Source organism: Pseudoalteromonas sp. 11L1 (assembly GCF_055397545.1).
Genome location: NZ_AP041141.1, coordinates 2,905,179 through 2,929,862, shown reverse-complemented (window position 1 = coordinate 2,929,862; position 24,684 = coordinate 2,905,179). Strand labels below are relative to the sequence as shown.

At 39.1% G+C, this 24,684-nt stretch carries 20 protein-coding genes, 1 tRNA gene and 1 pseudogene; 11 read left to right on the top strand and 11 right to left on the bottom strand.

All coding sequences use genetic code 11. The features are described from left to right. Nucleotides 1-12: 12 nt before the first annotated feature. Both ACZ5WS_RS13655 and ACZ5WS_RS13650 read right to left on the bottom strand, forming a co-directional pair. A complete protein-coding gene (locus tag ACZ5WS_RS13655) occupies nt 13-429 on the bottom strand; it encodes a hypothetical protein (protein WP_464709167.1) in 417 nt (138 codons plus the stop codon). Between the two features lie 35 nt (nt 430-464). After that, nucleotides 465-1,379, bottom strand: coding sequence for a M14 family metallopeptidase (locus tag ACZ5WS_RS13650; protein WP_464709165.1), 915 nt, complete (start codon nt 1,377-1,379; stop codon nt 465-467). 254 nt (nt 1,380-1,633) lie between these two features. Here ACZ5WS_RS13650 and ACZ5WS_RS13645 point away from each other — a divergent pair. Next, nucleotides 1,634-1,837 (top strand): annotated as a pseudogene (locus ACZ5WS_RS13645) (efflux RND transporter permease subunit); the annotation flags it as partial. A gap of 417 nt (nt 1,838-2,254) precedes the next feature. Then, nucleotides 2,255-4,528, top strand: coding sequence for an EAL domain-containing protein (locus ACZ5WS_RS13640; RefSeq protein WP_290170293.1), 2,274 nt, complete (start codon nt 2,255-2,257; stop codon nt 4,526-4,528). A 114-nt stretch (nt 4,529-4,642) separates the two neighbouring features. Here ACZ5WS_RS13640 and iadA read toward each other — a convergent pair whose 3' ends face one another. From iadA to ACZ5WS_RS13625, 3 genes are all read right to left on the bottom strand, one after another. Further along, on the bottom strand, nt 4,643-5,809 hold the full coding sequence (gene iadA / locus ACZ5WS_RS13635) for a beta-aspartyl-peptidase (RefSeq protein WP_464709160.1): 1,167 nt from the start codon (nt 5,807-5,809) through the stop codon (nt 4,643-4,645). 12 nt (nt 5,810-5,821) lie between these two features. Continuing rightward, complete coding sequence (yfcC, locus tag ACZ5WS_RS13630) at nt 5,822-7,225, bottom strand: putative basic amino acid antiporter YfcC (protein ID WP_464709157.1); 1,404 nt, start codon at nt 7,223-7,225, stop codon at nt 5,822-5,824. Nucleotides 7,226-7,366: 141 nt separating this feature from the next. Then, the gene (locus tag ACZ5WS_RS13625) at nt 7,367-10,294 is read right to left on the bottom strand and encodes a TonB-dependent receptor domain-containing protein (protein ID WP_464709154.1); all 2,928 of its coding nucleotides are present in this window, start codon (nt 10,292-10,294) and stop codon (nt 7,367-7,369) included. Nucleotides 10,295-10,645: 351 nt separating this feature from the next. On the opposite strand from ACZ5WS_RS13625, the gene ACZ5WS_RS13620 reads away from it, so the two are divergent. Both ACZ5WS_RS13620 and ACZ5WS_RS13615 read left to right on the top strand, forming a co-directional pair. Next, entirely contained in the window at nt 10,646-12,352 is a 1,707-nt protein-coding gene (locus ACZ5WS_RS13620) for a cyanophycinase (protein WP_464709150.1), read from the top strand. A 112-nt stretch (nt 12,353-12,464) separates the two neighbouring features. Further along, nucleotides 12,465-13,016, top strand: a complete 552-nt coding sequence (locus tag ACZ5WS_RS13615) for a flavodoxin family protein (protein WP_464709148.1) — start codon at nt 12,465-12,467, stop codon at nt 13,014-13,016. Nucleotides 13,017-13,062: 46 nt separating this feature from the next. Here ACZ5WS_RS13615 and ACZ5WS_RS13610 read toward each other — a convergent pair whose 3' ends face one another. Next, entirely contained in the window at nt 13,063-13,659 is a 597-nt protein-coding gene (locus ACZ5WS_RS13610; protein WP_464709144.1) for a hypothetical protein, read from the bottom strand. A 387-nt stretch (nt 13,660-14,046) separates the two neighbouring features. On the opposite strand from ACZ5WS_RS13610, the gene ACZ5WS_RS13605 reads away from it, so the two are divergent. Beyond that, on the top strand, nt 14,047-15,540 hold the full coding sequence (locus ACZ5WS_RS13605; RefSeq protein ID WP_464709140.1) for an acetyl-CoA hydrolase/transferase family protein: 1,494 nt from the start codon (nt 14,047-14,049) through the stop codon (nt 15,538-15,540). Between the two features lie 38 nt (nt 15,541-15,578). On the opposite strand, the gene ACZ5WS_RS13600 is transcribed toward ACZ5WS_RS13605, so the two are convergent. Beyond that, nucleotides 15,579-15,938, bottom strand: a complete 360-nt coding sequence (locus ACZ5WS_RS13600) for a winged helix-turn-helix transcriptional regulator (protein ID WP_010392830.1) — start codon at nt 15,936-15,938, stop codon at nt 15,579-15,581. A 121-nt stretch (nt 15,939-16,059) separates the two neighbouring features. Between ACZ5WS_RS13600 and ACZ5WS_RS13595 the strand changes: the two genes are divergently transcribed. The 4 genes from ACZ5WS_RS13595 to ACZ5WS_RS13580 all read left to right on the top strand — a co-directional run bounded on the left by ACZ5WS_RS13595 (nt 16,060) and on the right by ACZ5WS_RS13580 (nt 18,270). Next, nucleotides 16,060-16,641 (top strand): NAD(P)H-dependent oxidoreductase, encoded by a 582-nt coding sequence (locus ACZ5WS_RS13595; RefSeq protein WP_109874855.1) that lies wholly within the window; start codon nt 16,060-16,062, stop codon nt 16,639-16,641. Between the two features lie 11 nt (nt 16,642-16,652). Then, entirely contained in the window at nt 16,653-17,204 is a 552-nt protein-coding gene (locus tag ACZ5WS_RS13590) for a redoxin domain-containing protein (protein WP_464709133.1), read from the top strand. A 93-nt stretch (nt 17,205-17,297) separates the two neighbouring features. After that, a complete protein-coding gene (locus ACZ5WS_RS13585; RefSeq protein ID WP_008114111.1) occupies nt 17,298-17,546 on the top strand; it encodes a hypothetical protein in 249 nt (82 codons plus the stop codon). Between the two features lie 181 nt (nt 17,547-17,727). Then, complete coding sequence (locus tag ACZ5WS_RS13580) at nt 17,728-18,270, top strand: hypothetical protein (RefSeq protein ID WP_464709128.1); 543 nt, start codon at nt 17,728-17,730, stop codon at nt 18,268-18,270. A 17-nt stretch (nt 18,271-18,287) separates the two neighbouring features. Here the strand turns inward: ACZ5WS_RS13580 and ACZ5WS_RS13575 are convergent, their stop codons facing one another. The 3 genes from ACZ5WS_RS13575 to ACZ5WS_RS13565 are packed head-to-tail and all read right to left on the bottom strand — an operon-like array spanning nt 18,288 to nt 21,933. Continuing rightward, complete coding sequence (locus ACZ5WS_RS13575) at nt 18,288-20,009, bottom strand: two-component system response regulator (RefSeq protein WP_249363186.1); 1,722 nt, start codon at nt 20,007-20,009, stop codon at nt 18,288-18,290. A gap of 23 nt (nt 20,010-20,032) precedes the next feature. Next, nucleotides 20,033-20,455 carry a response regulator gene (locus ACZ5WS_RS13570; RefSeq protein WP_138608864.1) on the bottom strand — a complete coding sequence of 141 codons (423 nt, stop codon included), beginning with the start codon at nt 20,453-20,455 and terminating at the stop codon, nt 20,033-20,035. Beyond that, nucleotides 20,452-21,933: a PAS domain-containing sensor histidine kinase gene (locus ACZ5WS_RS13565; protein WP_138608866.1), complete on the bottom strand. Its 1,482-nt coding sequence runs from the start codon at nt 21,931-21,933 to the stop codon at nt 20,452-20,454. Before ACZ5WS_RS13565 ends, ACZ5WS_RS13570 begins: the two co-directional genes overlap by 4 nt. 886 nt (nt 21,934-22,819) lie before the next feature. Between ACZ5WS_RS13565 and ACZ5WS_RS13560 the strand changes: the two genes are divergently transcribed. Together ACZ5WS_RS13560 and ACZ5WS_RS13555 are read left to right on the top strand one after the other, a co-directional pair. Then, nucleotides 22,820-23,146 (top strand): hypothetical protein, encoded by a 327-nt coding sequence (locus ACZ5WS_RS13560; RefSeq protein WP_028835791.1) that lies wholly within the window; start codon nt 22,820-22,822, stop codon nt 23,144-23,146. A gap of 95 nt (nt 23,147-23,241) precedes the next feature. Continuing rightward, on the top strand, nt 23,242-24,048 hold the full coding sequence (locus ACZ5WS_RS13555) for a hypothetical protein (protein ID WP_075169412.1): 807 nt from the start codon (nt 23,242-23,244) through the stop codon (nt 24,046-24,048). A 476-nt stretch (nt 24,049-24,524) separates the two neighbouring features. On the opposite strand, the gene ACZ5WS_RS13550 is transcribed toward ACZ5WS_RS13555, so the two are convergent. Further along, nucleotides 24,525-24,601, bottom strand: a tRNA-Pro gene (locus ACZ5WS_RS13550). Nucleotides 24,602-24,684 lie beyond the last annotated feature (83 nt).

Below are 24,684 nucleotides of genomic sequence, written 5' to 3'. Positions count from 1 at the left end.
AGTCCTAGCCAGTTAACAACCTGACTCGGCTAGGGCTAGCTGCTTAATTACAAATTTTTTGGCGCTTTGAAAATCATCAAACAAGCACTCTTGTAGATGAGCATCACGGCCAGAGCTGTGCATAATCCGCTGCAATTGCCTTATAGCAATAGGCGAGGTGAGGACAAACGCACTGATCAAACAGTTATTAATCCCCATTGTTTGGCTTACATCTATCATGTTTTTTTCAGCATCGGGGGTAGCAGCAATCACCTCAGGAGAGTGGCTAATATAACCCCAAGACAAATGTTTAAATGGTTCAATGCTATTTAATAAAGCGGCTTTAAAATGATTTAATAACTGAGGGTTTAAGTTACCTTTAAACTGCCCAATAACTATATTTTTTTCAACGCGCAAGCTATAACTGCCGTAGTTATTTTCAAATTTCAATAGCCGCCCCTTTTATTGATTATTTACTGCATTGGTCACTTATTAATAATGTAGTCTAAGGCACCTGAAATTGCAGCAACTTGCGCTAATATACACTCTTCAGGGTTAGCCGTTGCACTGTCTGGATATACTTCAGTGGTGGTGACATATGCAGCTTCAGAAAATCCCATGCATAGGCCTAAATCACGGGCCGCGTAATTAATTACCCCAAATTGCGCTTGTGGTACACCAATTAATTGCTGATTTTCATCGCTAGGTGCAATATGCGTTACTTTTTCAACATGTTCAATAATTGCTTTTTGAAAAGCAGGCTCTGGTTTGTTGCTATCAGCCACTATATAAAAGCCATCAGGAATGTTCCAGTTGGTGTTTACTTTGCCTTCACGAGCCGCGAGTGCTGGTCTAAATTCACTGTTATCCGAATCTGTTGTTTCATGTAAATCGATATGCGCGATTAAATCAGTATTTAAAGATTGCACATAGTTCATTACTGCCGCTGATTCTTGTGCTGGACTGCCCTGATAAAAAGAGCGGTTAGGGTCTACCGCATCTGGGTTCCAACGATTAATCGTTTCATAACCCCATGGGCTAATACAGGGGGTAATTACAATATTAAAGTGCTCAGCGTACTTATTTGCCAATGTTTTAGCGAATCTTAAAGCGCCATGAACACCACTGGTCTCGTAGCCATGTACGCCGCCAGTAATTAAAACAGTGGCTTTGTTTGTATCAAAATTAGTGGTTTTTAACGCGTACAAAGGGTAGCTACCTGCGGCATAATTAAGCTCACCGTATTGCTGTACTTCTAGAGTGCTTTTAAGTTCATCAATTAATGTTACGACTTCTTGTTGATAGCTGCGCTTAATTTTTTGTGCCTCAAGCCATTGGATTTTATTATTGTTGTTCCACTTCTCACCAGGCGTACCAATTGGGTAACTACTGTTATTCATATTAAACCTTTACGTTGAATTATCTCTGCGGGCTATAGAGCACATAGACCATAATGACGAAAATAAAGCGTTAGCTTAACGCTGACTAAAATAGCGCGCAAGTATATGCGATAGTCACTGCATTAGTTAATGGCTGAGCTTGAATGCGGATAGTACCTTTGTTGCATAAAGTCTTTTAAAAACCATGCGGCAAACTCATGTCTGCCCTCTACATCGGCTTTGCTGTATATGTAACACAGTGCATTTTAGATGTTGCAAGTAGGCGGCTACGCCCTGTATTAATGACCGCTACAACCGCTATGTTTGGTTTATTGCCGCTGGTGTTTGCAACAGGTCCAGGAGCTGAAATACAAAAGCCATTAGCTATCGTAGTTATTGGCGTGTTAATTACCTCCACTATTACTACCCTTTATTTATTACCTATCTTCTATGGTTGGTTGGAGAAAAAACATGGCTGAACAGTTACTTTTTACCCTAAATGCACCCACAAATATAAAAGATGACGTAGTTGATATATTAATAGGCATAGACTGTATAACCGGCTTTAACTTAAAAAAATTCAAGGCTATAGCAAAGAGCACAGCGAGTTTGATATTGCCGAGCAAGTAGAAGGGTATCGTAGTTTTTATCAATTTGAGGTGCATATTTTATTATCTGAACTTGCCATACTAAAAACGACGCTAAGCCCTGTTTGTAAGTACACACCGTTAAATATTGGGTAACCCCGGTTTATGAAAGTGAGCATATTGGATAGTTACCATATATTAGATTAACTTTGAGAGTCACTTCAATTGGATTAGTTATTAGACTTATTTAATTGATTTTGACAACTTATCAATGTTTAATTGAATGACATGTATTAATTGTTGTTTATTATGCACTTTCTCCATAAGTACTTCTTACTTAACGATCATCATACTGCCCATGATGAAGTCGCACACTGGCGGGTGAGTGCACTGCGGATAATTTTAACTCTCGTTACTTTGCTCTGTTTTTTGGTAGTTTGTTATACATACACCCGCGCAATTGAATTCAACCTAATTTACATTGCAGTTATTACTATTAGTTTTTTCACTATTGCTTTTAGTCTTTTATTAGCAAGTAAGCGATTTTACACATTTAGTGCAAACGCACTTTTATTAACTATCGTTGCCGGTAGTTTATCAATGAATTTATTTTTAACTGACTTAGAGCTTGCAAAGGTGGGTTCTATGTTTATGTATTCATGTCCCATCATTGCTCTTATGCTACTCGGTTACAGAACGGCTTTGGCCTACGGTATTTTAAACATCATACCTTTTTACATGATTATTAATAATGTTGATTTATCTGGCTATTCAGGAATATCAAGCCAATTACCAGAAGCTGACTTATATATTACAGGCCTGATATTTTTATTTTTTAATATTTGTATTCCACTGGCTACTGCGCGAACAATTGTTGCTGCCAAACGTTTAAACAAAACCATGTTAAATGCTAATAGCTTCCTTAAAGATAAAAACGAGCTTTATCGCACCTTATTTACTGAATCTAATAAAGCTAAAATTATTGTCGACGAAAATTTAGTAATTACAGATTTAAATCAACATGCTATTGAAATGTTTGGATTAAAAAACAGCTTGAAAGAAAAGGCTGAGAGAATTGATGGATTATTCCCTGCACTTAATAGCAAAGAGTTAAATATAAAAAATCAAATCATAGAATATAAGAGTCGCTACTATAAGAGTAATTATCAGCAAATAGCAATGAGTACAAATTACCGAGTGTATGACTTTTATGATTGCACGCAAGAGCAGTTAATTAAACAAAACTTGTCTATGATGGAGCAAGAGAACAAACGTCTAAGGTTTAGAGACTCGCAGACGAAATTGCCTAATCGAGAGTGGTTTGAGATGCAATGCGATAGGTTAACGTCTAAATATCAAAAAGGCTTTTATATCGTAGTCACACAAAGCGCAAATAGTGAATATTTAAATTTAAAACTTAACAAGGCTGACTCCCAATCATTGCTAATTACTGCTTATAAGCGCTTAAAAGCAATGCCTGAAGGGCCCTTGCTTTGTGCGTATATAGAAGGTAGTAAACTTTGCTTTATTGTTGGTTCAAGCTCAAGTGAACAGCAAAACAAGTTATTAATACAAATTAAAAGCACTTTAGATCAAACTTATGATGTATTTGGTACTAATTACCAACAATCATTTTTATTTGGTTTTGCTAAGTGTCCTGAGCACGGTGAAGATAGTGCTATTGTTCTTAGTAATGCGTGTGAGGCGCTCAAGCTCGCAGACTATAACTTGCCTTTTAGTGGTTACAACCAAAAACAATCACAGGCTTTTATGGAAAAGTATGAAATTTCCATGTTACTTGATGAAGCTTTGCAACAAAATGATCTGTCAGTACATTATCAACCTAAAGTGAATGCAAAAGGTGAATGTATTGGGCTTGAAGCATTAGCTCGTTGGCATAGCTCTGTGCTTGGTAATATATCGCCAACTGTCTTTATTCCTATTGCAGAAGAGTACAGAATGATTAGTAGATTAACGGATTTAATTATTCAAAAAGTCTGCGCTCAAATTGCCCAATGGAATAAAGTTGGTTTGCCACTTTTACCTATAGCAATAAACATATCTTTGCTCGATTTTAGCCAAGCTGACTTTATGTCAAAATTGGTGAAATATTTGGCGGATTTTAATGTAAAACCGAATCAAATAGAATTAGAGCTTACCGAAACATCACTTGAGGCTAACCAAGCCCACTCTCTAAAACTTATGCAAACTTTGCAAGATTGGGGGTTCTCTATTACTGTGGATGACTTTGGTGTTGGCTACTCAAATATTGCACGCCTTGCTGATTACCCTATTGATAAACTTAAATTGGATCGCTCTTTAATAAGTCAGGTTACACGCTCTACACGCCAGAAAAGCTTAGTTAAAGCTATGCATGTGATGTGTGATGAACTCAATATCAAGTGTGTAGCCGAGGGAGTAGAAACCGAAGAACAGGTCTTAATAATGTCCGAAATGGGATGTAAAGAGTTTCAAGGTTATTACTTTTCTAAACCCATGAGTGCTCAGGTGTATGCTGAATGTATAAATGAAAATGGTCTTGTTTTTATGACAAAAAACTCAGCTACAATGAAAGGTAGTTGAATTTAATAACTATGTTCTAGCGACCTTTTCGGATTAAAATTTCAAACTAGGGTAACGAATTTTTTGGCGTTAAATGCTGCTGAAATATTTCAGCAGCATTTGAGCTGTTCTAGTTTATTCAAACAATCCTTTTATAACCGCGTGGCGGTTTTGCACCATTAATATGCCGTTAGCCCATACATACTCAGGGGTTAAGGTCTCTTTATCGAGAAGCACAACATCCGCGTCGCTCGCTGTTTTAAGGCGGCCTTTATCAACTCCTAAAATATCGGCAGGGTTACTGGTTATGCTCATTAAAGCGTGCTCTATAGGGACGTTGTATTCTTTGACTGCTTGCTGAAACGAACTCAGTAGTGATGCCTCTTTGCCCACCTCTAACCCTAATAAGTTAAAGTCTTTATCAAAAATAGGTAAACTAGCATGGCCATCTGAGCTCATAGTGAGTTGATTTGGTGCTACGCCTTGTTCTAAGCAGTAGGCAAGGGCATGGGCTGCTGCATATTCACCATGGGCTAAATCGTAGTCGGTGGTGCTGGTGGTAAAGTCGATAGTACCGCCCTGATCACAAAAGTGAATACCGGCATCAAGAAGTGCTTTATTGCGGTTCATATGCGTAGGATAAAACTGTTTAAGCTTAATATCACTTTGCTGAGCCACCTGATGCAAAATACTCAAGTGACTATCGACAGGGCCGACATGAATACTCACGGTGCCTTTTTTACCACTGAGCATACCGGCTACTTTGGCCTCGGCTGCCAATTCTGCTAATTGCTGGACCGTAGGTTGGCTACTGCGATGATCAGAAATAGCCACTTCGCCAACACCTATAAACTCCTCTATATACATGATGTCGTCAGTGATTGAGTGAGTAAGAGTTTTAGCGGGTAAATGATACGAACCGGTATGGCAAAATACATTCAGCCCTTGCTCTTTTAGGCCTTTTGCTTTGGCAACCAAATTGGTAAGCGTACGTGAACTTGAGTCGGTACCCAGTGCGCCCACCACTGTGGTAGTGCCCGATAGGGTTGCATCGGTTAGGTTCATTTCAGGGGTGCGGCTGGCAAATCCAGCTTCGCCACCGCCACCGGTAATATGCACTAACGAGTCAACAAACCCCGGCGTAACAAGCTTATTTTTACCGTCAATTCGTTTGACGAGTACACTGCTGTCGAGGATTATATTTTCGTCAATAGCAATGATTTTACCACCGCCAATTAAAACATCTTGTGTGCCTAGGTAGGTAGGTGCATAAACGTTTGCACCTTGAATTAAAGTTAACATAACAAATTCTTTTTATTGATAATTAATAAAGTAAGCAAGAAATATAAAGCCGCTTGCTAATACAAAAAGTGCTAGAGCAAAGCGCCAAATAAACGCAGCCCATTCTCCCCAATCTAATTTCACGACCCCTAAACAACCAATTAAACTAGCTGAGGTGGGAATTAAAATGTTGGTTAATCCATCACCTAATTGAAAGGCCAATACTACAATTTGCCTTGATACATTGAGCAAATCGCCAAGTGGAGACATTAACGGCATAGTGATGGCAGCTTGCCCTGAACCCGATGAAACAAAAAAGTTAAATACACTTTGAAACACCAGCATTCCCCAAGCTGCAATGTAATCTGGCACACTGGCTATGCTACTTGCACAGTAATAAAGCAGGGTGTTGAGAGTTGAGGGAGTGGTTAAATCACTACCCCCTAATAGTAATACAATGCCTTTAGCCAGTGCGACTAATAACGCCGCTGGCAATAATTCTTGTGCACCGTGTTTAAAGGCATCCGCGCACTCATTCGCGGTTAGCTTTTTAAACACGATGGCAATTATTGCACTGATAAGGCCAATACAAAAAAACTGTGCAGCAAGCTCAGGAATATAATATTGGCGCGCCATCACCCCCCATACGACCCAAGCTATGCCCAATACAAACACTAATAATGTGAGTGCATCGGCTAGGCTGAGTTTAATCGTTGGCTGATCACCCGTTTTTTGGGATTGTGTTTTTATCCGTTTTGCATAGCGCATTGTAAACACGAGGCCTACAAGGGTAAAAGAAGCCCACGCTAACATACGAAAGCCCGCACCAGAAAATACTGGGATTTCAGCTATCGATTGCGCTATAGCAATACTAAAAGGGTTCATCCATGAGGTGGCAAAGCCTATTTGCGTGGCCACGTAAGTTGTAAGTACAGTGACTTTAGCGTCGTAGCCAAGTTGTTGCATAATAGGGAGCAGCACAATACAAAATGCAATAGCCTCTTCGCCCATACCAAATACCGCGCCGCCTAACGAAAATAGTAAAAACAGTAAGGGAATAAACAGCCATTCAACCCGCTTGGTTTTATTAATAAGTGCCATAATGCCGTTATTAATCGCACCGGTTTTCATAATAATGCCAAAGGCACCGCCAGTGATTAAAATAAACGCCATTACGCCAATAGCTGCACCATATTTATCACCCGACACTAAGCCTTCAAACAATACATTTGCTAAACCAATGTCGCCACCTTGTGCAAAAACAGGTGGTGATTGTTGGTCGTTAACGGCTTGATATTGTGAAAGCTGCACAGTGTGGCTACCAGATTCTGCATTAAATACCCCAGGGGTAATAAATACCGTGGCCATATAGGCAACCACTGCCACACACAGCAAAATGATGCTTGCATCTGGCATAGAAAATTGTTTTTGTTTCATAATTTCACTTTAATAAAAGGTCATTGTGTTGATGCGTAAATAAACGCTTAAACGTACTTTAGCACTTAATAGGCAGTGTCACTGTAGCCATGACCAGTAATAAAAGGAAGGCCGCAAAGCGTTTGCTTTGCGGCTAAGTGGTTAAAAACGGTAGCTAATACTTAATTTATAATTAGCACCTAGGGCATTATGATTAATTGAATCAAAGCCACGGCTTGAGCCATAAAGAGTGGGTGGCTCTTTATCAAAAATATTATTGATGCGCGCGCGTAAAGTCAGCGATTTATTAACATAAAAACCCGCTGATAAATCCCAAACGAGCCAGTCATCAACCTGATGCTCACCTTTTGAGTCTAATACGCCAAGCGAATCTAGCTCATCAATTTCACGACCACGCAGGCCTTCTATATCATCTTCGTAGCTGCTGGTGTAGTTTGCACCTAAGTTAAGGTAGTAATTTTGCGCTTCCCAATCTATTGACATACGCGCAACATTTTCAGGATAACGATAAGTTCCTACCAACTTCTCTAACGAGTCAGACCCCGGTTTATTACGTTCAAACTCAAGGTAATGAGTACCGTCAAACGCAAAGGTCAAATCGCCGCTTGGTAATACAAACCTATGGTCAAACTTAAAGTCTATGCCTGCTAATGTTTGTGACCCAGTGTTTTCAAGTGGGATAGCATGATCGCGAAACAACGGTAAAAATAGCTCGTCATCACGTGGGTTAAATTCATCTATATAACTGCTTAAAATTTCAGTTAAATTAGCGCCGTCTTGCTCTATGTTTAAACCACTGGTGTCGGTGACATCACATAATGCTTCATCGTACGATATGCCTTGCTCGCCCGGTGGGACAATGCCACAGTGACGAAGTGACGCATCAGTTATAGCGCGGTCGAGCACTGCGGTCATGTTGGTATCGATTACTTTTTCATGATCAAACTGCCAATAATCAATGGTTAAATTAGTATTAGCCGATGGACTCCATGCAAAGCCAACACTGATAGCCTCAGATTCTTCTGCATTTAGATTAGGGTTACCTAACTCTAACGAATTAACACTCACTTGGGTGCCATCACCCATACAGTATAAATCGGCTACAGCTTGGTTGGCACCACAGTCAAAAGTAGATTGCGTGGTTCTTAATTTAACGCCAGCTTGAGTTAATGATGGTGCTCTAAACGAGGTTGACCATGAACCACGAACAACTAACGAATCAGTCGGGCGATAGCTCAAACCTATTTTAGGATTAAAGGTGCCACCAAAATCATCGTAATGATCGTATCGACCCGCTGCTTGCAGCTCTATTTGCTCACTCAGTGAAATACTTAATTCAGCAAAGGCGGCATATTGAGTGCGCTCGGCTTCTGATAAGCTAGAGCCAAAGCCAAATACATCAACAAGGTAGTCTTTGTCTGCTTGAGCTTGTGAATTAAGCGAAGGAATGTCGCTTAGCTCTTCACGGCGTGCTTCTACCCCAAATGAGGCATAGGCTGGTAGGTCGTTAAAGGTAAATAGTTCACCATTAAAGTTAGCATCCCAGCCGTAAACAGTACTTTCTCCACTGCGTGTTGGGCGAGCTTGCGCTGTTGCCAAAACGGCATCATTAGCGGCGTCGCCTTGAAGGAAAGGGTTGTAAAAAGGTAGCAACTCCCCAGATACACAATTTAAGTCAGTACCGTCATAACTTGCCAACGTACCGTCTGAACATAGCTCGCCTGTAATCGCGCCATGAAACTGGTAACGATTATATACCCCTGCAATCGCTTCTTGCTCTGAACGTGATCGAGAGAGAGTAACACCAGATTCCCAACCCCAATCACCAATTTCACCACTTAGACTGCTTACCAAGCGAAAGTTTTTCGTTTCTACTTCCACCGTTCTTGGGGCATTAAAGCGCGCATCAAACGCAAAGCCATACACTTCTCGGCCACTTTGAGTATCAAATGGGTCAATATAAAGTTGATCTAATAAATCATTACTACCATCGGCATTATCGTAAATAAATAAGGCGTCTTCTAAAACATACGGGCCGTCGTCATCATTAATTTGGTTAATAGGTGAGGGCGATGAATACGCTTTAGCTTTGGTCTGGCTGTAAAAAAAGTCAGTGTGCCATTGTAGACCACCGAGCTCACTATTAAACATAAAGCCGGTTGAAAGGCTTTCAAATGGCGTTTCTAGGTAGTCATCTTGATTAGGATAGTAAGCACAAATTTGTTCACCAAATTCAGTGGTAACTAATTCGGTTTTGCAGTTTGGTGATGGAAGTTCGTTACCATCTCGGCTGCTGAAATAATAAATATTAGGTGAGTTCTCCAGCTTAGGTAAATAGGAGTAACCATTCACTAATGAAGGTGAGGCGGTATAATCGCGATCGGTCGCTTTAAAAGCGTTACGGTCATATATATCTGCAAATACCGTTAAGTTATTCTCGCCTATTTTTGTACCATACACTAAGTTTAATTGTTTTTTACTTTCGTCATGTTGATCAAAGCTATCGGCAAACGAAGTATTGATTTCAGCGCCTTCAAAATCATCTTTTAAAATGTAGTTAATAACACCCGCTACAGCATCGGCACCATAAACGGCTGATGCACCGGTGGCTAAAATATCAATACGTTCAATGGCCGCAAGTGGAATAGAATTCACATCTACAAAGTTTTCAGTGCCTGCAGCAAATGAGCTAGGCGCAACTCTTCGCCCATTTATTAATGTAAGCGTTGCTGATGGCCCCATGCCTCTTAAGCTCGCTGCTGATTGACCCGCTGGTGTTGAGGTAGACGTACCGCCACTTTCAGAGGTTGAAAATGTGCCACTTCCGCCTTTAAAAACAGATAAATCTTTGAGTAATTCATGAATAGTATTAGCGCCAGAGCGTTTGATTGCATCTTGGTCTAGCACGGTTAGTGGAATAGTGCCTTCCAGATCAACGCCTTTTAAGCGAGATCCTGTTACTTCTACTCGTTCAATGTTGGTATTAGTTTGAGTTTCTTGTGCATACACACAAGTGACAGGGCTCAGTAAAGCGCTTACTGTGGCCGCAATAGTTAGTTGACGAAACATTGTAGTACCTTTTGTCTTTTTAAGCGCGCAGAAATAGGTTTAATATTTCTTAAGGCTTTAATTATTATGGTTTTTAGACAGGGCAATGGTGAAATGACACGCTGAGCCCCTCACAGAAATTAGTGAGGTGGTGGGCTACTCGTCAAACCACTCCGAAAGGTAGTGTGGTGAGTAGAAATATGTTGTAAGCAATGTTGCTTTTTTAAACATAATTCTCGTTCCAAAAAGGTTTTTGACAAAGCTAGCAAATGGGTGCTAGCTTACTCGCGTTTTAAAGTTCCTTTTTTTTATAGCAAGTGAGAGACGCTCTCGCAAGTTATTTCTTATAATTTTTTACATGAGTGTAACATAATGGAACGAATAAATTTACCAAACAAGCGGTTAGTTAAATCGCGAATAATAACCGCTTTTTACTCAATTTTAATTGCTTTTTCGCTACAGTTAAGCGCAAAAGAGTCTAATCAAACTCTTGTTTTAGTGGGTGGAGCTCTCACAACATGTGCCAGTTTAAGCTCTAAAAACTGTGAAAAAAATACTCAGATCTCGGGTAAAACGCATAATGTATTTGCGCTCTCTCACACTAAAATTAGCCAAATAAAGCAACAATGGCCCAGTAAAAATAGCCAAGCTAAAAATAACACTATTAAAAATTTAGCAACAATGCAGGCTAAGTCATCGCCCACATTATCGAAAAAAGAACTGTTATGGTTGTGGCGCGATATTGATAGCAAACAGCTCAATAGTTTATCGGATCAAGAATACAATTTTGTAATAGATATGCTTGAAGTAGCGCAAATCCAAAGCGACAACAAGCGACTAAAAGAGCAGGTAAATACTGCGCTTAATAGCGAATCGGCAGCGACAGAGATTTTGCAGTTTATATCGGGAAGTTTAAAAGTTAATGATACTAACCCGAGTATGCTAGCCATTACCGCCTCAAGCAGAGACCCTTATGAATCTGCTGATTTTTATGAAGGATTACTAAGCTTCCCTAATGTAAATTCGCAATGGCTTGCATTAACCCCTGCGCTTGCTAAAGCAATAACCACCAATAAGTGTGATGATTTAACCACACTTAGGCACTCAGAAATGGGGCTATATCAACGCGAGCATATTTACCCTGATCGTACCCAAGCAGAATATAAACTGTGTAAAAAAGGCACCGACGCTTTAGTAGAGCTAATCAATAATAGCACCGGTATTATGTTTAATGGCGGCGATCAAAGCTTAACCCGAAAAGTATTATTTGATGAAAATAATCAGCCTTACCCTTGGACAAAAGCATTACAGTCTCGCCCTGTTGTTGTAGGCACAAGTGCAGGTACCGCGGTGCAAAGTGGTGGGCAAGCCCACGCCGGGAATGTGGTGATGATCACCAATGGCACTAGCTTGTCGGCATTGAAAGAAGGCGCACAAGCCATTGATGCCCCAAGTGAACGCTCAAACAGCGATAGTTTAACTTACAACCGCTTTGGGGGTTTAGGCACATTTAGTTACGGTGTACTCGATACACACTTTAGCGAGCGAAACCGTACATTAAGACTAGGCACTTTGCTCGACGACTTAAACGCAAACAAAGCTCAGCCGACATTCGGTTTTGGTGTAGACGAAACCACAGCCTTAGTGGTGATTAAATCTGAAGCTGGCAATTTAATGACCGTAATTGGTAAAAATGGTGTGGTGATGGTTAAATCAACAGAGCAAGCTCAGGCTGAAACTAAAACTAAAACCTACAGTTACTCTTACTGGCCTGTGGGCAGTGTGATTGATATTAAAAATAACGATTTTACCTTAAGTCAGCGCAGTATTAGCCAAGCATTGCCAGCAATTAAAATACCGCCTTTACCAGTTCAGCGTTTTGGCAGCATTTTAACGCAGGCCAAATTACGCTCTTTAACGCAAGCCATGTGCCTTAGCCAAGAACAAACGGCTGTTGGCCAGCAAGATGAGTTTATTATTAGTTTATCTACCACGCCTGAGTCGGCATATCATCGTATTAGTGCTGCGCAGTATGGCTGTGCGGTGAGTAATTTAGAAATTGCAGTGAGTACCTTTTAATTTAATGCCACGCAAGCTAATTTAATTAAACACGCTGCTTAGTTGATTTTAGATTAAGCGGCCATACTATAGTTACAAGCGTGTTTATTAAATCACAACAAAAGGAAGGTTCATGAGTAAAGTAGCGGTTATTTATTTTTCGGGATATGGCCATACCAAAAAAGTGGCTGAATTTGTAGCTGATGGAGCAAACGCTCAGCTTATTGCAATCGATGAGAATGGCGACATAAAAGACGCCGATTGGGATACGTTAAACAATGCAGACGCCATTATTTTTGGTGCACCTACCTATATGGGCTCATATCCTTGGCAGTTTAAAAAGTTTGTTGATGCTACCTCTAAAGTATGGTTTACCATGGGGTGGAAAGACAAAATATTTGGCGGGTTTACTAATAGCGGCAGCCTAAATGGCGATAAACAAGTCACTCTAATTAGTATGCAAACATTGGCTTCGCAACATGGTGGAATTTGGGTAAGCCTAGGGTTACCACCGGCCAATAAACTGGAATCAACTCGTCAAGACATCAATAACTTAGGCGGTTCAGTTGGCGTATTAGTGCAATCACCTACTGATGCAGATGAATCTGCTATTCCATCAGGCGATTTAGAAACGGCCCGTTTATACGGCGAACGTGTAGCTGATATAGCCAAACGCTTAAAGTAAAAGTCACTCGATAAAATAAGTTAAAAAGCCGCATTGTGTGGCTTTTTTAGTTTGATAATTCCAATTTTTGTTGTTTGTGCTCTAGCTGGTATAAGCTTGAATACTCACGTTTATGGACTTCAAATAAATACGCTCTTAGCTGCTCTTTACCATGGTGAATGTGTTTTATTTTAGCAGCTATGCCACACTTACTCTGCCTAACTGGTTCTATATCTAATGATATCGCCGCTTCGTTAGGTAAAATAAATTGCATATTTTGCAAATCATCAAGCTCACTATGTATTGATGTGGGTTTTAAAAATATCCCTGTGCTGGATATAGATTCAATGCAAAAGCCTTGGCTTTGGATATTTAATTCGCTCAACCGCCAGCTGCGCTGAATACCTTTAGTGTCAATTACTTCGGGGGCTTCTAATACGGTACTGAAATGGCCTAATTCATCGGTTTTAAATTGAAGTGGAAACCACAGTTGGTAGTGGGCTACTTCTGCTAATAAGGTTAATTTAGCTTGACCAAGTAAATGCGCAATACCCTCTGGTATTGATGCTTGTACTGTTAACTTTGTTTCATTGATTAATGCACTACTTTGACTAGGTTCAAATAAGCCAGATAAAAAGTTAATTTCTTCGTCAGACAAATCCATGTATTTTCCTTAATACCTAAATTGTGGATTCTATTCCTCACAAGGTTACTGCCCAATGAATGAACAGTTTATTATTTTGTAAGCTCCGCATAGCGCGGCTAAATTTTTATACAATTAAAAATTTCAATCTTCCTGATTGAAATTTTAAGCTATTGATTTTAATTGGTTTTGCTTGTTTTTAAACTCGGTGAGTTAAATAGTTGTATGCGTTTTTTAGTATTTTAACCTTATTATCACCAATAAGTTAAGTAATAAAGTGTACAAAATTAAAACGCTTCGCGATGTTTTTATATCAACAATGCGTAAATGAGACTTAGGTCTAGCTTACGAAGCATAAGGAAATACTTAGAATAGCGCCAAATAAAAATGGGGTTTAAGGGGTTCCAAATGCAATTAGAACGAATTCGTCGTAGCGACTTACACAACAAAGTGATGTCTGCAGAGCAGGCCAGTTTATTTATTAAAGACGGCATGACCGTGGGTATGAGTGGTTTTACTCGTGCCGGTGAAGCGAAAGCTGTACCACGTGCGCTTGCAGAGCGAGTGCGTGAAAACCCAATGAAAATTAACCTAATGACGGGCGCGTCATTAGGAAACGACTTAGATAAGCTACTAACTGAATCAGGTGCGTTAGCGCGTCGTATGCCATTTCAAGTAGACAGCACATTACGTAAAGCGATTAACAACGGTGAGGTCATGTTTATTGACCAGCATTTATCTGAAACTGTTGAACAGCTACGTAATCATCAGTTAACGATGCCTGATGTAGCGGTCATTGAAGCCGTTGCTATTACCGAAGAAGGCCACATAGTACCTACAACGTCAGTGGGCAATTCAGCCAGCTTTGCTATTTTTGCCAAACAGGTAATTGTAGAAATTAATATGTTACACCAGCCAGAGCTTGAAGGGCTGCACGACATTTATATTCCATCTTATCGTCCTACACGTACGCCAGTGCCGCTAGTGAAAGTAGATGACCGCATTGGTAGTACTGCAATTCCAATTGATCCGGCTAAAATTGTGGGTATTGTATTTACCAATCAAAGTGACTCATTTTCAACCGTTACCGACCCAGATGCAGATACAGCCTCTATTGCACGTCACTTAGTTAACTTTTTTAAAGAAGAAGTAGCACAAGAGCGTATGCCTGAAAACCTAGGCCCATTACAAGCCGGTATAGGTAACATTGCCAACGCAGTAATGATGGGTTTATTAGACTCTGATTTTAAAGACCTCACTATGTATTCAGAGGTACTACAAGATTCTACCTTTGATTTAATTGATGCGGGTAAACTTAATTTTGCATCAGGGTGTTCAATTATTTTATCAGAGCGTTGTAACTCACAAGTATTTAATAACCTTGAAAAGTATCGTGATAAGCTAGTACTTCGACCACAAGAAATGTCGAATCACCCTGAAATTGTGCGTCGTTTAGGTATTATTGCAATTAACACGGCACTTGAGTTTGATATATATGGCAACGTTAACTCAACCCATGTATGTGGTACTAAAATGATGAACGGTATTGGTGGTTCAGGCGACTTTGCACGTAATGCGCATGTATCGGTGTTTGTAACTAAATCAATTGCCAAAGGTGGCGCTATTTCAAGTGTTGTGCCTATGGTAAGCCATGTTGATCATACCGAGCACGATGTTGATATTTTAGTAACCGAGCAAGGCCTTGCTGATTTACGCGGTTTAGCACCACGCGAACGTGCAATTGAAGTCATTAAGCACTGTGTACACCCAGATTATCGCAACGCCATGCTTGACTACTACGAGCGTGCATGTGTTCGTGGCGGTCATACGCCTCATATTTTAGAAGAGGCATTCAGCTGGCATACCAGCCTTGAGCAACAAGGCACAATGAAGCAAAGCTAATACATAAAACCCCGCATCTGCGGGGTTTTTATTTTTAATTAGTCTAAAATATTAGACTCAGACCAAACCCTAAGATCGTGAAGAATTCCTAGTGCAGAGCGCCCAAACTCAGTGAGCTCGTAGGTGACAGCAATAGGTCTAGTGCTGATCACCGTCCTTAAAACCATCTTATTGGCCTCTAACTCTTTTAAACGTTGATCTATCATTTTTTTGCTCGCTCCACCTAACATTCGAGTTAGATCATTAAAGCGAACAGGTTCATCTTTTAAGTGATAAATAATAGAACTTGTCCACTTCCCGCCAATTAAGCGCATTCCTTTTTCAATAGCACAAGGTTCTAAGCAGGCATTTAAAACTTTTTTTCTTCCCTTACTATCTGTTTCTATAGAGCTTTCCAAAATTTAACCTCTAAAATAGGGTGGTTACTAAAAGTATACTAATTGAATCTATTCTTCAGGTAACTATTATATACCACATTAAAGTAAAGACCAATTTTTGTACTATTTTTGGAGAGATCACATGAGCAAGGTACTCATTATAAATGCACACCAATATTATTCTTTTTCAGAGGGCAAATTAAATGCCACCCTAGTTGATGTAGCATCATCGATACTGATAGAAAAAGGCCATGAAGTTAAAACCGTAACTATGACAGATAGTATTGATGTAGAGGCACAATTAGCACTTCATCAATGGGCTGACGTTGTCTTACTGCAATCACCTATTAACTGGATGGGCGTGCCATTTTCGTTTAAAAGATATATGGACGAGGTGTATACAGCCGGTATGGGTGGCGCCATGTGTAATGGCGATGGTCGTCACCAGGACGACCCAAAAAGCGGTTATGGCACAGGTGGCACACTTAAAGATACTAAATATATGATGTCACTCACATTTAACGCACCAGAGGAGTCATTTAACAATTCAGAAGAATTTTTTAATGGTAAAAGTGTTGACGACTTAATGTTCCCAATGCATATGAACTTTAAGTTTTTTGGTATGACAGCAATGCCTACCATTGCTTGTTTTGATGTTATGAAAAACGCCGATATAGATACTGACTTAGCGCGCTTTAAAGCACATATAAGTACACACTTTTGAGAGGAAACACAATGACTAATGCATCACAGTATACAAATAAACTTCTTCCGGGGAGTCGTTTCCCAAAGATTAATTGCCCTGTACTAAATAGTAACGAAGTAGAGTTAGGGCGTGTCCAGCAAGACGCTGCTTGGCAAATGGTGGTTGTGTATCGTGGCCGGCATTGTCCTATGTGTACGCAGTATCTAAATCAGTTAGAAGAAATTAAACAGTCATTACAAGACATTGGAGTTTCTTTAATTGCTGTATCGGCCGACAGCGAAGCGCAGTTGTTAACACATAAAGAGAAGTTATCAGTGAGTTACCCCATTGCGTTTGAATTAAAGCCTGAACAAATGAATGCGTTAGGGCTGTATGTTTCTCAACCTCGCAACGCTCAAGAAACAGACCATTTATTTGCTGAGCCTGCTGTGTATGTAGTGAATGAACACGGTACAGTACAAGTTGTTGATATCTCAAATAATCCATTTGTAAGACCAGATCTGTCTACTTTATTGCGAGGTATAACTTGGATTAAAAACCCTGATAATAATTACCCTATTCGTGGAATGCATAAAGGTTAATGTTTGATGGTTTAAGTTTGCCACTATGATCTGTAAAATAACTGCATATTATTTACAGACTCGCTATGGCGAGCAACACACAGAGTAACCATAATGGAAAACAAACTAACTGCAATCGATACACTCGCTGAACTTGAAAGTTTTTTACTGCAAGTTGAAAACGGCGGCCTAGGTTTAACCGGCGTAGCAGGCGTGGGTATGGCAACTAACAATGCTGACGGCAGCCGTTTTGTAGCCGTGTTTGATGACAAGCAACAACTTTTATTAGCACGTGAAATTACCGAAGAGATTTTCCAAAGCGGCCAAGACATGGTGCGCAACGGCGTAGGGCGTAAGCATTAATTCCTTGCTACTAATCTAAAAAGCGCCAAATGGCGCTTTTTTTGTGGTTTATTTTAAACAGTTGTTAAATATAAAATAAATTTATACTAACGGTGCTCTTTGTAATGGTTTTACTATATAGAAACAAATAATCGATAAGGTGAGATTATGATGATTCAACCGTTATTAGGTGTTAGTTAGTATGGACTTTATTGCTATCGGACTTTTCTTTTTAGTTCTTCTAATCGCTTTATCTATTGTTTGGAGCACGCTAAAAACGGGAATTTCACCGATGATGAGCTCAAGCAAAGCGCGCCAAACTATGCTTAATGCAATAAGCATGGATGAAAAAGGCGCATTAATTGATTTGGGTTCAGGTTGGGGGACGCTCGTTATAGCGGTTGCTAAAAATTATCCTAATAAACATGTTATTGGCTATGAGTTATCCTGGTTTCCTTGGATGGTTTCAGTGCTTTTTAAATATAGTTTGGGTTTAGGTAATCTTACCCTCTATCGTAAAGACTTCAAAAATGCCGATCTTAGTTCTGCGTCTACTTTGGTATGTTACTTGTTTCCTGGTGGTATGGTAGCGCTTGAAGATAAGTTAAAGCATGAAAAAGTTAATAATAAAATCACTATTGTGAGTAATACCTTCGCTTTACCTTCATGTAAACCAACTAACTTTATCAAGCTTAAAGATTTTTACCAAACGCCTATTTATGTATACCACTGGCAATCCAAATAGAGGGATATTATTTGGATTCAGTGCTTAGTTGATGTCATATTTTTTATCCATAAGTTCATGTTATCTGCAGACATTGGTTTGGCAATATAATAGCCTTGCCCATGATAGCAACCCATATCTATAAGTACTTTTTCGAGCTCTTGCGACTCGATCCCCTCTGCTATTAGGTTAAACCCAAATGCTTTACTTAGCGCCACGATACAGGTAACGATGGACTTGTCTTCATGGTCTGATAGGAGCCTTTTAACAAAGCTTTGATCTATTTTTAATGTATCTAAAGGTAATTTTTTTAAGTAACTCAAAGAGGCGTAACCTGTACCAAAGTCGTCTAACGCAATACTTACCCCTAAATTTCGACAGCCATTGAGAACGTCGACTGCCTGTTCAACGTTTCCAATGGTGGTGCTCTCTAAAATTTCTAATTCGAGGGTTTTTGGTTTTATATTATTAGTGCTGATGAGTAACTCTCTGAGGTTTTCAACAAAGCCCTCACTAAGTAAATGAGCTGGAGAGATGTTTACACTCATAGAAAGATGATTTCTAGTCCAAATTTTATGTTGTTTTAAGGCTTCAGCAAGTACCCATTCACCAATTAATATACCAATGTGTGGGTGCTCTAATGCCTCTGAAAAGTGACCAGGGTAAAGTAAACCCAAAGTAGGGTGATTCCAGCGTATTAAGGCTTCAACGCCAATCAACTGGTGATCCATTAAATTTACCTTTGGTTGATAATGTAGAATAAACTCTTTACGAGCAATGCCTTTTTCAGCAGCCAATAACAAATCATGTCTTGCATGCCTTAGGCTTTCTTCCTCTGGATCAAAAAACAGAATCCGGTTTGTTCCTGATCTTTTTGCTTGGTACATAGTTTGATCGGCTCTTCGTAAAATGTCATCACAAGTTAAGCCATCATCACTGGGAAGTGCAACGCCGATGCTGACTGAAATTTGAACGGAGCACGAAAACTCTGCTAATTTTATCGGATCATTTACCTCAATCAGCACGTCTTGTAACAGAATCTCATATTCTTGTATTGTGTGCGCAGCCCCTCTTAATAAAAGGATAAACTCATCTCCACCAATACGCGCTAGTGTATCTTCCTTGCGTAATGTGTTTTGTAGCCTTTGGGCAATGGTTTTCAACACGAAATCTCCGATTTCGTGACCGTATTTGTCATTAATAGGTTTAAAGTTATCTAAATCTAAATAGGCAACGGCGAGCTTTTGCTGAGATGTAATAGCTTGTTGAAGTTGATCAATTAAAATAGGGCGGCTTGCTAGGCCTGTTAGGCTATCGTAATGTGCCATGTCATGAAGTTTTTTCTCTGAGCTTGCGCGTTGAATAGAGCTAGATATAGAGTGTATCAACTGAGCGCTTTTTAATTGGTTTTTAAGTAAATAATCGCTTGCTCCTAGCCGCATAGCTTCTGCTGCTATTTGTTCATCTCCCAATCCCGTGATCATAATCACAGCGCAATGATTATTTACAGACTTTCTAATATTATCTAGCAGGGTAAGCCCGGAGCCGATACCTAATCGATAATCAACTATGACGCAATCAAACTCCCCATGTTCAAGATAAGACATCGAGCTTTCAATAGAGGATGCTTCTGAAATTTTCGCCTGTATGTTAGAGCGAGATATCATACGACGTATATGTTCTCTATCAACCGCATCGTCATCAACAATGAGTAGGTTAATAGTGTCGCAGCTTTCAAAATCATCTATTGAAGTTCTCATATCCATATCTCTTGCAAAATAGCTTATTCAAGCTCAATGGCATGTATATAAGCATCCATAAGTATCGCTAATTTGGCAAACTGCGGGCCAATTGCATGTTTAACCATATAACCTGCTACGTTGTTATGATACGCGCGAGTACGATCGTTATCCTCATTGGAGGTCGTTAGTATAAATACAACGGTATTGTTTAAGTTTTTATCTTTACGAATATGGTCTAAAAATTCAAACCCATTCATCACTGGCATATTTAAATCAAGTAATACCAAGTAAGGCTCCGATATTTCTTTTTGTTGCGCTTTTTCTCGTAACGCATCTAGCGCAAGTTTTCCGTTTTGTTTCCAAATTATTTTAATTTTAGGATCAACTTTTTTTAAGCTTCTTGTAACGGCTTCCGCGGCAACATCGTCGTCCTCAACAAGCAGTATAGATAGATTTTTGATCATAAATTCTCTTTCCTAGCAAAGCGTGGCCACCAAACATGAAATGTTGACCCTTTGTGCGGTTCATTTGAACTAACTGAAATGCGCCCACCATGGGCTTGTGCAAGGCGCCGACTAATAGACAGCCCTATACCTGAAACCGACTTATCATCGGAAGTTGTTTGAAACAAACTAAAAATACGCTCGTAAGCCTCTGGTGGTATACCGGGTCCATCATCAGTCACAGTGATATGGCAAAGCGTATTTTCTGCTACACAACTAATCTCTATAGTTCCTTCTTTACTGTCATGGTGTTTAATAGCGTTACTTAATAAATTACGGACCACGGTTTCAAGTGGCGTCCATGCAGTCACGATGGTATTTAATTGAATGTCTTTATGAATCTTCATTCCAACTGGTAAATCTAACAGTTCGGTAACGTTATAAATTAATTTATGCATATCGATTACTTGAGTATCTAGGCTGGCTTTACCAGCTCTTGCATAGGCCAATAAATTATCTATTAACGTCTCCATTTTGTGAATACGATCATCAATACGCGTTAAGTTATATTCGACTTCAGGCGTGGTAGTGCCCAAATCTTCTTTTACCCATTCAATTAAGTTTGAAATGCCTCGCAATGGAGAGCGTAAATCATGAGAGGCCACATAGGTAAATTCTTTCAGGCTAGTGTTATTTTCTTTTAGCTCGGTTTCCATTCGTTTTCGTTCTGTTATATCTAACAAGGACACAAATACCATGTCTTCGTCATTGGTGTTTATAAAAGGACTCAGGCCCACTTCAACTGGGAATTCTTTTCCATCTTTGTGTAAGGCGGTTAAATCTCTGCCTACTCCCATACTTCTGACACTGGGTTCACGATGAAATGAATGGCGAAGTGCTGAATGGTGCCCTTGATAGCGCTGCGGTAATAGCATTTCCATTTTTTTATCGAGTAATTCTATTTCACTGTAGCCAAAAGATTTACATAACGATTGATTAACCGCTTGAATAATGCCCGCTTGGTCTACTATTAACACACCATGTGGTGCAGCCTGAATAGAGCGTTGAAACATATTGTTAGCGCGCAGCCTTTGCGATATATCAACCAGTGTGGCTAAAACTAACTCTTGTTGTCCGTGTATTGGGTTTAAGCCTATTTCGATTGGGATTTGCTTACCATTTTTTTGACTCGCAAATAACTCACGACCTTCACCCATTAAGCGTTTTCGAGGGTTAACAAAAAACTGACTCATCAAATGGGTATGGTTCGCTTTAAATTGCGCTGGAAGTAAACTATCTATGTTCATTCCTATGAGTTCTGAATCCTCATACCCCAGTATTTCAGATAGTTGACTATTGGCAAAAAGGATCTGAGCATCAGTATTAACTATCATTGCCCCCATGGGTAAACAATTAACTAGCTGAGTTAAAAATGCTTCATCCATATTTACATTTACACTTGGCGAATTAGATTTTTTATTTACTTTTTTAAGGTCCATCAAGCATCCCGCAAGTAAATGTAGTTCCTATTATATAGTAATAGTCGAACAAGTAATGAACAGCAAATTTAGAGGAAGATCATGTTATTTAGATGCTCATTTTAATAGTTTCTTCTTATATTTTACCGAGTCAATATGGTTGAAAAAGGTGCATTGATTTATTTAGGTTTGGAGGGGGGAATGTTGGTTGTAGTGCTTATTAAATATAGTTAGTGTTTAAATAATCTTACTCTCTATTGCAAAGACTTCAAAAATGCTGCTCTGAGTACTGTGTCTACGCTAGTGTGTTACTTGTTTCCAAGCGCTATGGTAGCGCTTGAAGAAAAGTTAAAACAAAACGTGCTTAAAAACATCACCATTGTGAGTAACACTTTAGCTTTGCTTTCATATAAACCAACTAAAGTGATCAAGCTTAAAGGGTTCTACCAAAAACCTATTTATGTGTACCACTGGCAACCAAAATAAACTGTGGCCTTGTGAAGTGTTTATAACGATGGTAATAGCTTTGTCGCGATGTTTAATCACAACCTGAAACACTTATTGGCGCAATAAACTACTGTAGTGGTTTTTAAAAGTGTTATTTTATTTTAGTTTGGAAGATAGTTAAGAGCGATGACTGATCAGTTATGGATTGTGATGTCTGAAGTCAAGATTTGACCCTCTTCGCTTTTTCATATGGGTGACTGGTGCATATTCACACCAGTCGACGTCATTACTGGGTGCGTAGTCATATTTAAAGTGAGTTTAAATGATAAGAACACTTGGTTTTTGAATAAAAAGATCAAGAAAACACAGCTGCCTACTTGACCGGAACTTTCTAATGGGTGACCCTTTTGCTGTTCGTATGCATCGAGGAAGTGTAAAGGATACTATTTAAGGAAGCCTTATGTTGTTTAAAGTAAACGTTTTAAAAGAAAGCACTGATAGTTTGCAAACTGTGGAATTAGAAGAATTTTTTGGTGGCTGGGGCATTGGTGGAACTGGTTCTATATGGGATAATAAAGATGCAAGCCCTGAAGGTGATGTGTTATTTGATATGCTACGCAGTCAATTTTTTATAGGTATACCAGAGCAAGCTCCTGATGTTTTATCCGATATTTGGAAATCTATTGACTTAGGCCAGATAGAATACGAAGAGGCTCAAAATCGTTTAACTCAACTGTTTAATTGGATTAACGATTGCCATATATCAAAACCAAGGTGGGATGATTAACTTGCACCTCTCCCAATCCTGATATACTATTTTACATGTTGAAGAAATCCGCTTAGTTTATGACTTGGCGGATTTTTGTTTTATAAGGATGTTGCATGACCCCTCAAGCAGATAGTAGTACTTTAGATCTTTTCCGAGAGCGACTAGCTAGCCCGTTCATCTTTACTTTTTTTTGGGTATCCTGTACGTATAATTGGAAACTTATTTATTGGTTCTTATATGAGCCTTTAAAACCAAGTATGAAACTTATACAACTTCCTTTTGACTGGTTTTATTTAGAGCCGCTTGGTTTGACGTTTTTAATCATTACAGTTGTACCTTGGGTTAATAACTTAGTTGAGTTGTTAAAGCGTTATGCTGGTAATTGTTTTAATGAATATCTACATAAGCGCGGCTGGAAAGAAGTAGTCTCTAATGATGAACATTTGAAGGTGCTTGATGAGTTATCTATTTCAAAATCAAGGGCTCATGACTTAACAAATAAATATGATGAGTTGTTAATAAGAGAAAAGAGGGTAAAAGAAAGCTTGATTAAAGAGCGTGAAGAAATTTCAAAATTGCTGAATGATATAGCCTCTGAAAAATTACAGACTAGTTTTTATAAAGCAGGACAAAATGAAATAAAAGAAAAACTGCTTGAAGCTGATAAACTTTATCTCAATGCTCATAATAAAACTATAGAATTAACAAAAGAGCTTGAGAAAAATAGAAATGCATACCGAAAGCTTGTATTCGATAATGAATCACTTAATGGAAAGATGGATTTAATTAAATCTGAAACATGTAAGCTTAATAACGTATTTAAGCTTAATTCACTAAGCAATATAACTACACCAACAAAGAATGAATTGATACTAGCAATACAAAGCTTAAGAAATATTGACAAAATATTGAAAGAGTAGTTTATTTAAATAGTTTGTAACCCGCACCCTGCGGGGGGGTCTATGCGTGTAAGAAAGCTCCAAAATGAAACTTCTTCTCAAACGCTTTCTAACTCCCGCCGGTATCTATGGAACATTCGGTGAGCTGTATGTATAACATACGTTATTTTGTTACACCGTTGAGCTTGAGTTGAAGAAAAACATAGGGGTAAATCTTGACTTCAGACATTACGGCTATTTAGCATCTACTCATAGCTGCATATCAATGACCTCAAACCAATACATCAATAATTAAAGCAGTTAAGTGCTTCTTTATTATTTGAAAAGTATTTAACTGTGGCGTCACATAATCTCAATACCATGGAAATCAAAAAGCAGAAAAACAGTCAATAAATTAGTCGGTGCGATAAATGTGCGATATTTTTTATTATTAAATTAGGTAGTACGAAAGGAAAGCAGTTTTTATTGAATAATATAGAATTATGAAAGGATTTAAATGGTCGGTATGGAGAGATTCGAACTCTCGACCCCTGCCACCCCATGACAGTGCGCTACCAAGCTGCGCCACATACCGACTTCGATAGCAATAGTACGTGTATTTATAAAAAAATCAATAAGCTTTTGTTTGTTTGGATGTTTATTGCGCAAGCGCTTAGT